The 12,463-nt window shown below is 72.8% G+C and carries 11 protein-coding genes; 5 read left to right on the top strand and 6 right to left on the bottom strand.

Going from position 1 to position 12,463, the window contains the following annotated elements:
* Nucleotides 1–9: 9 nt before the first annotated feature.
* Nucleotides 10–990: an alpha/beta fold hydrolase gene (locus tag ACFZAX_RS00265; RefSeq protein WP_390957547.1), complete on the top strand. Its 981-nt coding sequence runs from the start codon at nt 10–12 to the stop codon at nt 988–990.
* A gap of 194 nt (nt 991–1,184) precedes the next feature.
* On the opposite strand, the gene ACFZAX_RS00260 is transcribed toward ACFZAX_RS00265, so the two are convergent.
* The gene (locus ACFZAX_RS00260; RefSeq protein ID WP_390957546.1) at nt 1,185–3,710 is read right to left on the bottom strand and encodes an endonuclease/exonuclease/phosphatase family protein; all 2,526 of its coding nucleotides are present in this window, start codon (nt 3,708–3,710) and stop codon (nt 1,185–1,187) included.
* Between the two features lie 269 nt (nt 3,711–3,979).
* On the opposite strand from ACFZAX_RS00260, the gene ACFZAX_RS00255 reads away from it, so the two are divergent.
* Complete coding sequence (locus ACFZAX_RS00255) at nt 3,980–5,506, top strand: DHA2 family efflux MFS transporter permease subunit (RefSeq protein WP_390957544.1); 1,527 nt, start codon at nt 3,980–3,982, stop codon at nt 5,504–5,506.
* A 21-nt stretch (nt 5,507–5,527) separates the two neighbouring features.
* Here the strand turns inward: ACFZAX_RS00255 and ACFZAX_RS00250 are convergent, their stop codons facing one another.
* Together ACFZAX_RS00250 and ACFZAX_RS00245 are read right to left on the bottom strand one after the other, a co-directional pair.
* Nucleotides 5,528–6,400: a DMT family transporter gene (locus ACFZAX_RS00250; RefSeq protein ID WP_390957542.1), complete on the bottom strand. Its 873-nt coding sequence runs from the start codon at nt 6,398–6,400 to the stop codon at nt 5,528–5,530.
* A gap of 135 nt (nt 6,401–6,535) precedes the next feature.
* Nucleotides 6,536–6,901: a hypothetical protein gene (locus ACFZAX_RS00245; RefSeq protein ID WP_390957541.1), complete on the bottom strand. Its 366-nt coding sequence runs from the start codon at nt 6,899–6,901 to the stop codon at nt 6,536–6,538.
* Nucleotides 6,902–7,060: 159 nt separating this feature from the next.
* On the opposite strand from ACFZAX_RS00245, the gene ACFZAX_RS00240 reads away from it, so the two are divergent.
* Both ACFZAX_RS00240 and ACFZAX_RS00235 read left to right on the top strand, forming a co-directional pair.
* Entirely contained in the window at nt 7,061–8,227 is a 1,167-nt protein-coding gene (locus ACFZAX_RS00240) for a DNA glycosylase AlkZ-like family protein (protein WP_390957539.1), read from the top strand.
* 91 nt (nt 8,228–8,318) lie between these two features.
* Nucleotides 8,319–10,013 carry an AMP-binding protein gene (locus ACFZAX_RS00235; RefSeq protein ID WP_390957537.1) on the top strand — a complete coding sequence of 565 codons (1,695 nt, stop codon included), beginning with the start codon at nt 8,319–8,321 and terminating at the stop codon, nt 10,011–10,013.
* 55 nt (nt 10,014–10,068) lie between these two features.
* Here the strand turns inward: ACFZAX_RS00235 and ACFZAX_RS00230 are convergent, their stop codons facing one another.
* The 3 genes from ACFZAX_RS00230 to ACFZAX_RS00220 form a co-directional block, all read right to left on the bottom strand.
* Complete coding sequence (locus tag ACFZAX_RS00230) at nt 10,069–10,335, bottom strand: hypothetical protein (protein ID WP_390958413.1); 267 nt, start codon at nt 10,333–10,335, stop codon at nt 10,069–10,071.
* A 9-nt stretch (nt 10,336–10,344) separates the two neighbouring features.
* Nucleotides 10,345–10,968, bottom strand: a complete 624-nt coding sequence (locus ACFZAX_RS00225) for a GNAT family N-acetyltransferase (protein WP_390957535.1) — start codon at nt 10,966–10,968, stop codon at nt 10,345–10,347.
* 110 nt (nt 10,969–11,078) lie between these two features.
* Nucleotides 11,079–11,843: a hypothetical protein gene (locus tag ACFZAX_RS00220; protein ID WP_390957533.1), complete on the bottom strand. Its 765-nt coding sequence runs from the start codon at nt 11,841–11,843 to the stop codon at nt 11,079–11,081.
* Between the two features lie 269 nt (nt 11,844–12,112).
* Here ACFZAX_RS00220 and ACFZAX_RS00215 point away from each other — a divergent pair, with 269 nt between their 5' ends.
* On the top strand, nt 12,113–12,367 hold the full coding sequence (locus tag ACFZAX_RS00215; RefSeq protein ID WP_390957531.1) for a hypothetical protein: 255 nt from the start codon (nt 12,113–12,115) through the stop codon (nt 12,365–12,367).
* Nucleotides 12,368–12,463 lie beyond the last annotated feature (96 nt).

The following is a 12,463-nucleotide window of genomic DNA, read 5'->3' as shown; positions in this document are numbered from 1 at the left end:
GACCGAACCATGGGCGAGGAGATCATCCGGACGCTGTCGGTGGAGGGGGTGCCCTTCGCCTACCGCCTGCTGAAGCACGGCGGCGGCCCCGTACGCGTACCCGGGCAGGACGCCGGGCCGGACGCGACCCGCCCGCCGGGAGGCGAGGGCGCCGTTCCGCTCCCCGGCCCCGTGACCGAGCCCGTGGTGGTGCTCGGCGGCGCGCTCCAGGGCATGTACGGGTGGCCCCAGATGGACGACCACCTCGGCCCGCTCGCCGACGTGGTGACCGCCGACCTCCCTGGCATGGGAAGCGCCGGTGCGCTGCCGCCCGGACCGAGCGCCGTACTGCTCCGCGAGGCCGTCACCCGGATCGTCGACGACCTCGGCGCCCCGCGCGTCAACCTCTTCGGCTTCTCGTACGGCACCGCGATCGCCTTCGACTGGGCCCGCCACCATCCCGGCCGGGTCGCCCGGATCGCCCTCGGCGGGGTCCCCGCGCACATCTCCCCGGCCCAGCGCGACCACTGGCAGCGGGCGGTGGAACGGATGACCGCCGGCGATCCGGAGGGCCTCGCCACCCTCGCGGCCGAGGCCCTGATGTGCACCGACCCCGAACGGTACGTCCACCGCGGTCCGTTGGCCCAGCGTTACGTCCGGCGGTCCTTCCTGCACGCGCTGCGCACCTCGCCGCACGCCGCGGACTCGCTGGTCCGCGCCCTGGGGGACCGGCCCGACTTCTCCGGCGGGCTCACCGGGGTGCCCGGTCTGGTCTTCGCCGGTGAGCACGACACGGTCACCTCCCCGGATCGTCAGCGGGAGTTCGCCGCGACCGTCGAGGGCAGCCGGTTCCTCACGCTCGCCGACGCCGATCACTGGGTGGTCCTGGAACGCGCGGACGACGTGGCCGAGTTGGCGGCCCGCTTCTTCACGGACCGCCCGCTCCCCGCCGACCCGAGGTCCGGCCCGGCCCGGCAGGGCTACGCCCCCTCGGGCCGGGCCGGTGCCTGAAGGGCCGCCGGTCGCCGGTCCCGTCAGGCGTCAGGTGTCAGCCGTGGCCGTCAGCCCTTCGGCCCGGGCGCCTGTTCCTGGGCCGGTCGGAGCAGGCGGGCGCCGGCCGGAACGCGCGTCGAGTGCCGCGCACGGCACAGGGCCGCCCGCGGGCGGACGGCCCCGTGATCACCGGTACGGGTCAGCGGCAGGAGTCAGTGCCCCTTTCCGCGCCCCTTGTCCTTGTCGTCGTTCTTGCTCTCGTCCTTGCCGTTCTTGCTCTCGTCCTTGCCGTTCTTGCTCTCGTCCTTGCCGTGCTTCCTGTCGTCCTTGGCCGAGCCGCCGCAGAGCTTCACGCGGACGATCTGCGGGTCGTGGTCGCTCGCCTGGTCGGCGAACTCCGCGTTGATGTGCACCACGTCGTAGTCCGGGCGGCGGACGCCCGGGCTCGTCAGGATGTGGTCCAGCGTCTGGGAGTTGCCCTCGTAGACGTAGCTGTACTGCTCGTTCTCGGGCAGCGTCGTGATCAGCGGCTTGAGGACCTTGCCGGCGGTCAGCGCGGTCACGGCCGGGGAGAACGCGAAGTCGTTGAGGTCGCCGAGCGTGATGACCTCGGCCGACTTGTCGGCGGCCAGCAGCGACGTGACGAAGGTGTTCACCTCGGCCGCCTGCTGGATGCGCTTGACCTCCGAACTGCGCTGCGGTTCCTGGTTCTTGCCGTGCAGGGGCAGGTCGCCGCCCTTGGACGCGAAGTGGTTGCCGATGACGAACACGGTCTCGCCGTCGAAGCGGAACTCGCCCACCAGCGGCTTGCGGCTGTCCGCCCACGCGGCGCTCGTCGGGTTGATCCGGCCGGGCGAGGCGGAGAGTTCGACGCCCTTGCGGGTGTCCACCGCGGTGACGGCGGTCGTCGCGGTGCCACCCGGCCGGTCCACGAAGGAGACCCGCTTCGGGTTGAAGAGGAAGACGTTGCGGATGTTCCCGCCGGGCTCGCCGCCGTCCTTGCCGTCCTCGGGGGCGATGTAGCGCCAGGAGTAACGGGGTCCGCCGGCGGCGACGATCGCGTCGGTGAAGCGCTTCAGGGTCGCCTCGGAGCCGACCGTGCCGTCGCTGGTGGCGCCGTTGTCGTCCTGGATCTCCTCCAGGGAGACCACGTCCGGCGAGGAGAGGTTGACGGCGATGCCCGAGGCGAGGGTGTCGAACTTGGTCTGGCCGTCGAGGGCGTCGAGGTTCTCCACGTTGTACGTGGCGACCGCGAGCTCCTTCTTCTTCTGCTTGCGGGTGACTTCGCGCCGCAGCCCGTTGTCGGTCCGCGTGCCCACCTCTGTGGCCTGGAGGGCGTAGCCGCCGAAGGAGACGTAGTCCAGGACGCCCGTCGTCGTGCCGGAGAGCACGTCGCCCACGTTCGCGGTGGGCACCGGCTCGGCGGTGTCCAGGGACATCACCTCGATGCGCCCGGTGTTCTGGTCGGTGTACGAGGTGTAGAGCGTGCCGCCGCGTGCGCTCGGGTTCTCGTTCGGCTTGACCGTGACCCACATCTCGCCGTACGCGTTCGTCGCGCCGATGACCCGGGTGTCCGCGATCTGCACGCGGACGCCTTCGAGGGACTCGTACAGGTCGAGGGCGTAGGTGTCCGGCCGCAGGGGGAGTGCCTCGATCGAGCCGCCGCCCGCGGTGGGCGTGTACGCGGCGGGTACCGAGGACGCGTCGAGCACGACCGGCGCGGGCAGGGCGTTGCCGTGCGACAGCACCGTGGTCTTCGGGGTGCCGATCTCGGTGACGGACTGGGTCCCGGTACCCGGGTAGTACTCGTCCACCTTGCCGCTGACCAGGACCGAGTCGCCGGCCACGACGCCGGGAGCGGCGGAGCCGGTGAAGACGAAGACGGCCTCGCTGGTGCGGGCGTCCGCGTCCGGGGCGGTGTCCTGGAGCCAGTAACCGCGCGAACCGGTCGTACGGACGCCGGTGACGACGCCCGGCACCGCCGTGACGGACTGGCCGTCGAGCGGCGAGAGGCGGGTGGTGCCCTGGATGTCGTGCACCCGGACGGTGCCCGGCTCGGTGGGCTCGCCCGGCTCGCCGGGGTCGGTGGAGCCACCGCCGGAGGTCTGGCCGGCCGTGTTGACCGGGGTCGGGGCACCGGCGGCGAAGTCGGCGGAGTTGTCGTCGGTGTCGGCGACCGAGGCGGCACGGGCCACGGAGGCGGTGGCGGACGGGGCGGGAGCCGGGGCGGTCTCGCGGACGACGGCGGAGCCGTAGCCGACGAGGTCGACGATCCGGGTGTCGACGGCGCAGTCGGCCGCGGTCTTGCAGGTGAGCGGAGCGGTGCCGGAGACCAGGGCGACCGTGCCGCTGCCCGCGGCCATCGCGACGGTGCCGGTGGCGTCCGGGGTGGGCAGGGCGACCGTGCCGCCCGTACCGGCGGACTCGGCCACGAGGTAGCGGCCGCCGGGGGCGACGGAGCCGGCGAGGGGGGACACCTGCCAGAGCGAGCCGGCGGACGGGGTCCCGGGCAGGTACTGGACGCTGTACCCCGAGAGGTCGAACGCCGTGCCGCCCGCGTTGCCCAGCTCGATGAAGTCACGGGTGAGCGTGGCGCCCGAGTTGCCGCCGCCGCCGTACACCTCCGAGATCACGGCGCCCGTGGACGGGGCGGCGAAGGCGGCGGGCAGGGCCGTCACCGACAGCGCGACGGCGACGACACCGGCCAGCGCGGCCGAACGGGCTCTGGATATCTGCACGGGTACTGCCCCCAAAGTGTGTAGTGAGAGCAGAAAGCTATGCGCGTAGAACGTGCGTGACAAGGCATCAGAGGTTAATTCCCCGCATCGTGTGGGTGAGTTGGCGGTGCGGCGGGGTACCGGTCGGTGATGTGTTCGAGCATGAAGCAGCAGACGGCGGGTGGTACCCGACGGGTACGGACAGCACGGCCGGGACCGGGCGACGTACCGCGTCCGACGCCGCGCGCTGATCCGCCGAGGACGGCGGGACACCCCGTAGGGTCCGAAGCATGACTCCGAGCTCGGCGCGTCCCGGTCCGCAGGGGCGCGGTACACCCCCCGGTTCTCCCTCCGGCTCCGGCGGCCCCGGGCAGGGGGAACCCGACCCCCACCGGTGGCGGGCCCTCGCGGTCTGCCTGGTGGCCGGGTTCATGACCCTGCTGGACGTGTCGATCGTCAACGTGGCGCTGCCGTCCATCAAGGAAGGACTGCACACCCCCGAATCGGACCTCCAGTGGGTGCTCTCCGGCTACGCCCTCGCCTTCGGGCTCTTCCTGATCCCGGCCGGGCGGCTCGGCGACGCACGGGGACGGCGCCCGGTGTTCATGATCGGGCTCGCCCTCTTCACGCTCTCCTCCGCCGCCTGCGGCGCCGCCCAGTCCAGCCTCTGGCTGGTGGTCGCCCGACTGGTCCAGGGGCTCGCGGGCGGTCTGCTCTCGCCCCAGATCTCCGCCCTGATCCAGCAGATGTTCTCCGGGCGCGAACGCGGCCGGGCCTTCGGGATGTTCGGCACGGTCGTCGGCATCTCCACCGCCGTGGGACCGCTGCTCGGCGGGCTGCTGATCCAGCTGGCCGGCGCGGAGGAGGGCTGGCGCTGGGTGTTCTACGTCAACCTTCCGCTCGGCGTGGTCTGCCTGCTGCTGGCCCGCAAGCTGCTGCCGGACACCCCGTCGGCGGGCCACGTACGCGCCCGGGACCTGGACCCGCTCGGTGTGCTGCTGCTCGGCGCGGGCGTGCTCTGCCTGCTGCTGCCCTTCGTCCAGGCCCAGCAGTGGCACGGCGACGGCAAGTGGCTGCTGCTCCTCGTCGCCGCCGCGCTGCTCGCCGCGTTCGTCGCCTGGGAGGCGCGCTGCGCGGGCGGGGGGACGCAGCCGGTGCTGGACCTGTCGCTCTTCCGGCTGCGCTCGTACTGGCTGGGCTGTCTGCTGATCCTGCTGTACTTCGCCGGATTCACCTCAATCTTCTTCGTCACCACGCTCTACCTCCAGTCCGGCCTCGGCTACAGCGCCCTCCAGGCGGGTCTGGCCATCTCCCCGTTCGCGGTCGGCTCGGGCCTCTCGGCCATGATCGGCGGCCGGCTGGTGAGCCGGTTCGGGCGCCCGCTGGTCGTCGTGGGGCTGGCCATGGTCGCGGTCGGTCTGGCCGGAACGGCCCTCGCCGTGCACCAGGTACCGGGGCACAACGCGGGATGGGCGATGGCCGCCCCCCTGCTGTTCGGCGGCATCGGCAGCGGACTGGTCATCGCCCCCAACCAGACGCTCACCCTCTCCGACGTGCCGGTGGCCCACGCGGGCAGCGCCGGCGGCACACTCCAGACCGGCCAGCGCGTCGGATCCGCGATCGGCATCGCCGCGGTGGGGTCCGTCTTCTTCGCCCAGGTCACCGGCGACGGGTGGGCCACGGCGTACGACCACGGCCTCATCGTCTCGGTCGCCTTCGTCTGCGCCGGACTCCTTGCCGCCATCGCCGACGTGGTGGCCGGGCGCCGCCACGGCAGGCGTGCGGGCAAGGGGGCAGGGGCGACCGGCGGGGCGTGACCGGCACCCGCGGGAGACCTTCTACTTCACGCGGCGCGGGGGCAGGGGGTTCCCGGAGGCGAGGGGCGACCGGGAGAGCTCCAGGCAGCCCGCGCCGATCAGGGCGACCGCCGCCAGCTCCGGCAGCAGCCACCATCCGGTGCGCAGCGTCTCCCCGAAGAGCGCCACCCCGTACAGGACGCTGATCAGCGCGTCGCCGAGCGTCAGCATCGGCTGGACCGCCACCAGCGTGCCCGCCTGGAGGGCGTTCTGGAGCAGGTACAGCGCTCCGACCCCGGCCGCCGCCGTGGCGTAGAGCTGCCAGGAGGCGAGCAGTTGGGTGACCCCGCCGGATCCGTCGAGGCGGGCCATGGCGTCCTTCATCAGGGCCGCCGTCAGCGCGTAGCCGCAGGCGGCGGCGAGCCCGAGCAGCGCCGCACGGGTGTTGCGCCGGGTCGCCAGGGCCGCCACGATCAGGGTCGCCTCGAAGATCCCGGTGACCACGAGGGCCACGACCCAGTCGGCGCCCCGTACGGTGTCGTGGCCCCCGCCCGGGGCCGCCGACGCCATGCCCAGGGCCAGGCCGATCGTCACGGCCGCGACGCCGTACCAGACCTGACGCGGGACCTGGACGCGCATGACGAACCCGGCCAGCAGCAGGGTCGAGGGGAGTTCGATCACGAAGATCGGCTGCACCACCGCGATCGGTCCGGTCGCGAGCGCCACGGCCTGGCAGACGGCCGCGACGATCACCAGCGCGATCCCGGCGAGCCACACCTTCTGGCGCAGCAGATGGCCGAACAGGGAGAGCCGCATCGCCGCGGAGTCCGGCACGGTGACGGCCGCCCGGCGCTGGAGGACCGAGGCGGCGCCGTTGCTGAGCGCGGTCAGGACGGCGAACAGGACGCTGATCACCGGTCCATCATGCGGGCGGGAGGGCTCCCGCCCCGGTCACGCGGGCTGCCCGAGTGTGTCGGCGGTTCCGGTGGCCCCCGGCCGTCCCCCTCCGGGAGCGGGACGGCCCCCGGAACGGCAGCCCGGGCCACCGGACTACGCACCGAGGTACTCATGTCTGATGCCGGCCGGTGTGATGAAGAGTTGGCCGTCGCGGACCTGCCACTCGGATGTCCCGCCGGTCTCGTGGCCGGCGAGGAACAACCTCTGGACGAGGTCCAGGTCGCCGTCGGAAGCGGGGATCCGGGCGATCTCCCCGAGCTGGTCGGTGAACCACCCCAGGGCCGACTCGCGGATGTCGGCGCCGTAGAAGACGTAGTGGATCCAGTTGACATGCCGACGGGGGGTGCCCCACCCGTCGGTGTAGTGGCCGTCCTCGTATGCGGAGATGATCTCCTGGATCGCGACGAGTTGTCTCTCGTCGCACTGCAGCCACCCTCTGATCGACACATGGGCGCCCATGGCGTCTCCTCTCCCTCGTCGCCCATTCCGGCGCGACAGCACTCGGGGCATGTCGTCGAAGGGCCGTCCGCGTGGGCCGGCCCTCGGCCGGGCGACGGCAGTTGACAGACCCTCCCCAGCGGACCGGAACTGTCCGCGAATCCGCGTACCGTGCCGGGCATGGCCGCCCAGAAGAACCCTCCCGGACCCCGCCCCGCCGCCGGACCGGCGCGCCCCGCCGTCCTCTCCGCCCGCGCGCTGAACCGGGCCACGCTCCACCGCCAACTCCTCCTCGAACGGTCGGAGATGTCCCCGAAGGAGGCAGTCGCCCACCTCGTCGGACTCCAGGCGCAGAACACCCGGCCGCCCTACTTCCAGCTCTTCTCGCGCCTCACCGACTTCGACCCCGCCGACCTCTCCGCGCTGATGGAGTCGCGCGAGGTCGTACGGATCGTCACCCTGCGCTCCACGATCCACACCCACACCGCCGACGACGCCCTCACCGTCCGCCCGCTCGTCCAGCCGGCCCGCGACCGCGAACTGAAACTCTTCCGGCGGGGGCTCACCGGGGTGGACCTCGACCGGCTCAAAAAGATCAGCCGGACGCTCGTCGAAGAACGGCCCCGCACGGTCACGGAGTTGCGTACCGCGCTCCTCAGTGAATGGCCGGACGCGGACCCGCTCGCCCTCACCGTGGCGGCCCGCTGCGCGCTTCCCCTGGTGCAGACCACGCCCCGGGGTCTCTGGGAGCGGAGCGGGCAGGTCACGCTCACCACGCTGGAGCACTGGCTCGGCCGCTCCGCCCGAGCCGCCCCGGCCCCCGACACCCTGGTCCTGCGCTACCTCGCCGCCTTCGGCCCCGCCTCCGTGAAGGACCTCCAGCGCTGGGCCGGGCTCACCCGGATGCGTGAGGTCTTCGACCGGCTGAGGCCGCAACTCCTCACCCTCCGGGACGAGAACGGCGTCGAACTCTTCGACCTCCCCGACGCCCCGCGCCCCGACCCGGGCCTCCCCGCCCCGCCGCGCTTCCTGCCCGAGTTCGACAACGTCCTTCTCGGCCACGCCGACCGCACCCGTATCGTCCCGGCCGAATTCAGCGGGCGCAACGGCAAGGGGAACCAGGCGTACGGGACCGTGCTCGTCGACGGTTTCCTCGCCGCGATCTGGCGGCTCGGCCGTGCAGACGACACCGCGACCGCCACCGTCCAGCCGCTGGGCCGGCTCGGCCGCGCGGACCGGGAAGCCGTCGCCGAGGAGGCCGTACGGCTGCTGACCGTCATGACGGACGCGGCCGCGCACGACGTCCGCTTCGCCGACTTCGTGGACTTCGGTGACTCCGGGGGGTGAACCCGCCTCGGGTACCGGCGGGGTCCTGGGGCAGGAGGGGCTGGTTGAATCGGGTGAGGCGACCGGTTCGGGTCCACAACGAGGAGGACACATGTCGGCAACCAGCGCGACCGGGACGTTCCGGGCCGCCCGGGACTTCCTGCTCCAGCACCGCGAGGACTGGGCGACCGCTTACGAAGGATTCCGTTGGCCCCGGGCCGACCGCTTCAACTGGGCACTCGACTGGTTCGACGTGATCGCCGAGGGCAACGACCGCACCGCCCTGCACATCGTGGAGGAGGACGGCCGCCGCAGCGAGACCTCCTTCGCCCGGATGTCGGCCCGCTCCAACCAGGCGGCCAACTGGCTCGCCGCCCAGGGGGTGCGCGAAGGCGACCGCATCCTCGTCATGCTCGGCAACCAGGTCGAGTTGTGGGAGACCGCCCTCGCCGCGATGAAGCTGCGCGCCGTGGTCATCCCCGCGACCCCGCTGCTCGGGCCGCTCGACCTCCGCGACCGGGTCGACCGGGGCCGGGTCCGCCATGTGATCGTGCGGGCCGAGGACACCGGCAAGTTCGACGACGTGCCCGGCTCCTACACGCGCATGGCGGTCCGCGGTGCGGGCGACGGCGCCCGGTTCCCGGAAGGCTGGCTCCCCTACGCGGGAGCCGAGGAGCACTCCGAGGCGTACGTACCCGACCGGGAGACGCTCCCCGACGAGCCGCTCATGCTGTACTTCACCTCCGGCACGACCGCCAGTCCCAAGCTGGTGGAGCACACCCATGTCTCCTACCCCGTCGGCCACTTGGCGACGATGTACTGGATCGGGCTGCGCCCCGGAGACGTCCACCTGAACATCTCCTCGCCCGGCTGGGCCAAGCACGCCTGGTCCAACCTGTTCGCACCCTGGAACGCCGAGGCGACCGTCTTCATCTTCAACTACCAGCGTTTCGACGCGAGTCGGCTGATGGCCGAGATGGACCGGTCGGGCATCACCAGCTTCTGCGCCCCGCCGACCGTCTGGCGCATGCTCATCCAGGCCGACCTCACCCAGCTCGCCCACCCGCCGCGTGAGGTCGTCGCCGCGGGTGAACCGCTCAATCCCGAGGTCATCGAGACCGTGCGGCGGGCGTGGGGCGTGACCGTCCGGGACGGCTTCGGCCAGACCGAGACCGCCGTCCAGGTCGCCAACTCGCCCGGACAGCAGGTGAAAGTCGGCTCGATGGGCCGCCCCACCCCCGGCTACAAGGTCGAGCTGCTCGACCCGGTCACCGGTGAGCCCGGGGTCACCGAGGGGGAGATCTCCCTCGATCTCTCCGCAGCCCCGGTCGGGCTGATGACCGGCTACCACGGGGACCCGGAACGCACGGCCGAGGCGATGGCGGGCGGCTACTACCGCACCGGTGACATCGGCTCGCGCGACGAGGACGGGTACATCACCTACATCGGACGCTCCGACGACGTCTTCAAATCCTCCGACTACAAGATCTCCCCCTTCGAGCTGGAGAGCGCCCTCCTGGAGCACGAGGCGGTCGCCGAGGCCGCGGTCGTGCCGGCCCCCGATCCGGTACGGCTGTCGGTACCGAAGGCGTACGTCGTGCTCGCCGAGGGCTGGGAGCCCGGGCCGGATACCGCGAAGGTGCTGTTCGAGCACTCCCGGGCCGTCCTCGCCCCGTACAAGCGCCTGCGCAGGCTGGAGTTCGCGGAGCTGCCGAAGACCATCTCCGGCAAGATCCGCCGGGTCGAACTGCGCGAGCGGACCGCTCGCGCGGCCGGTACGGAGTACGCCGAGGGCGACCTGCGGTGACCAGGGCCGCGACCGGCACACCCTGCCGGTCGCGGCTGGTGGTGCCGCCGGATCCTCAGGCGGCCTCGACCATGTCCGGCACCGGCCCCCGGCTCGCCGCCGCCCATTCGACGAGCAGGACTTCGTACGCCTCGCAGGACCAGTCGCGTCCGGCGCGGGAGTCCACGAGGGCACGGATGGCGTCGTTGGTCTCGGCGGCGGAGGGGCTCGCGGGGTGCTCGCCGCCGGGCGCGGCGCCTGCCGGGCTCGTGTGATCGGCCGGGCTCGTGGGATCGGTCGGTCGAGGGGTGCCGGAGGACGGGTGACGAGAGGTCAAGGCCATGCGTACACGCTAGCGTTCGCCACTGACAGCGTCGGCCCGAGGGGCGCGGACCGGTCCCCGGGAGGGGGGCGGCGCGACCGTCGTCAGGGTGACGGGCCGGGGCAGCGCGATCCTGGCCGGTTCGCGGCGCATGCAGACCCGTGGGCGTCGGTCCAGGCCGTTTCCGACCTCCTCGGCCCTGATCCGCCGGAGTCCTTCGGTGAGTTGGTCCTCGCGCAGCACGGTGAACCCGATGCGCGCGTAGTACGGCGCGTTCCACGGGACGTCGGAGAAGGTCGTCAGGGTGAGCGCGGTGAGCCCCTGTCCCTCCGCCCACACGGCCACGTGATCGATGAGCGCCCGGCCGATGCCCAGCCTGGCCGCGGACGGATCGACCGACACCTGTTCGATGTGGGCGGCGCCGTCCACCGGGTCCGCGATCAGATAGCCGACGGGTCTCTCGTCCGCGGGGCCGTGGGGACGGGCAGCCACCCAGCAGCGTCCGGCGGCCCGGTAACTCTCCAGCAGTTCGAGGGCGGGCGGTTCGTCGTCGGCGACGTCAGCCATTCCGAGGGCTCTGAACGGTTCCCCTGCGGCGCGCTCGATGTCCTGGAGGCGGCGGAGATCGGAGCGTCTGGCGGAGCGGATGCGCATACGGCCAGTATGGCGAGCGTCGGCCCGCCGGGGTATCGGGACTCCGGAAGTCGGTTCCGGCCGCACCCGACGGCGCCCGTGCCGGGCCCCTTACGCGCCCGTGCCGCCCCTTACGCGCCCGTGCCCAGCAGATCCTCTGCGGCGCCGTTGACCGGCTGCGGAGTGCCGGTGAGGTCCATGGAGAACAGCGGCATCGCCACCAGGTCCGCGCGCCGGACGGCCGCCTCCTCGTATCCCGCGAGCGAGAAGAAGATCCCGGAGACCGACGCGCTCAGCGCGTTCAGCCAGAGGCACTCGATCTCGCGCACCCCGGTCGGGCAGGTCGAGGTCTCGACCTGCGCGAGTGCCCCGTCCGCCCGCAGGTCGACGCGTGAGGCGGGTCGTTCGAGCGGCTGGACGACCCGTTGGAAGCCGAGCCAGCCGAGGTACTGCCCGGCCGCCGTCACCGCGTCCCGCGCGGTGCGGACCGGGGCGGGCCGGAAGGGCGGGCGCGGAGGGGGCGCGGTGCGCGGCAGCGGGATGTGCGCGGGTGGCCCGGCGCCGGCTTCCGGTTCCGCGTGGGGGCCGCCGGCCGCGCCGGGGTCCGTCCCGGTTTCCGGTTCGGAGGCGGTGGGGGGCTCCGTACGGACCGGGACACGCAGGACCGTGCCGCAGGCGCAGCCCAGTTCCGGCTGCGGCCACTGGTCGTCGCGCCCGCAGGCGGCGCAGCGGGCGGTGATCCAGCAGTCCGCCCAGACGCGCCGGGTGATCACGGCGGCGGGTGCCCCGCGCACGGTTCGCAGGGCGGTGGGGGCGCCGCAGGGACACGAGTAGACCGGGATCACGAACGCGTGGTCACGCAGACAGGCGGGGCAGCGCACGTGCGCAGGTTCCACAGCGTCTCCTTCCGCCGACGCCCGGGTACCGACGCGGCGTTCTGTGGGGGAGTGGGTGAGCGGGGCAGGGGTGGGCGCAGGGCGGGGGCCCGGACCGTCCTGCTTGCCGCCCGGCGTCCGCCTCCGCACATCGTCCTCCAGAGAGCGGTCCCGGGTAAGGCGTTTGGCACGGATTTCGGCCGATCCGGGCCGGCGGAGCCGTTTTCGGGCCGCGTTACAGTCGGGGCCGAGCCGGCCCGCACGCCGGCCGGAATCCCTGGGGAGGCACCGTGCGTCTGAGGGTGGAATTCACCACCGAACCCTTCGATCTCGACGAGGCCCCGGCGCACGCGGTGGTGGCACGCGAGGTCATCGGTGCGGCCCCGTTGGACGCGGTGGACGTCGGTCCCTTCGGCAACACGGCGGAGGGCGGTGCGGACGTGGTGCTGGCGGCCGTGGACACGCTGCTCCGGCGCACCCTCGCGGCCGGGGCCACCCGGATCTCGTTCCAGGTCAACGTGATCGGCGAGGGGGAGGAGCGGTGAGTGCCGACCCCGCCCCGGAGCGCCCCGCCCCGGAGCGCCCCGCCCCGGACCGTCCAGCCGAGGACCGTCCAGCCGAGGACCGCGTCGCTCCGCGTC

It is taken from the genome of Streptomyces sp. NPDC008125 (genome assembly GCF_042957125.1).
Taxonomy (GTDB): domain Bacteria; phylum Actinomycetota; class Actinomycetes; order Streptomycetales; family Streptomycetaceae; genus Streptomyces.
The sequence above is the reverse complement of the archived record's forward strand: the minus strand, read 5'-3'. Positions and strand labels throughout refer to the sequence as shown.